Source organism: Marinicauda pacifica (assembly GCF_004793635.1).
Lineage (GTDB): Bacteria > Pseudomonadota > Alphaproteobacteria > Caulobacterales > Maricaulaceae > Marinicauda > Marinicauda pacifica.
On record NZ_SRXV01000067.1, the window covers coordinates 1 to 310 of the forward strand.

1 protein-coding gene is annotated in these 310 nt (G+C 66.5%); it reads left to right on the forward strand.

Translation table 11 applies throughout. From position 1 onward, the window contains the following. Nucleotides 1–310: metallopeptidase TldD-related protein (locus tag E5162_RS14415; RefSeq protein WP_241973587.1), on the forward strand; the 310-nt coding region annotated here is incomplete at both ends.

Below are 310 nucleotides of genomic sequence, written 5' to 3' on the forward strand. Positions count from 1 at the left end.
ACCTTCTCGCTGGGAATAGCGCCGCTGGCCAAGCGCGGCTCCGTGATGGAGCGCGATTTCTACGGCCATTCGGCGCGCCGCTTCGGCGCACTCAAATCGCCCGAGGAAATTGGCCGTATTGCCGGTGAACGCGCCGCCGCGCGGCTGGGCTCAACCAAGATCAAGGGCGGCAAGATGCCGGTCGTGTTCGCCTCCCGGGTCGCCACGACCTTCGTGTCATCGCTGCTGGGCGCCATCTCCGGCCCGGCGGTTGCGCGCGGCAACTCCTTCCTCAAGTCAAAAATGGGCGTGCGCGTCTTCGCCGAAGGGA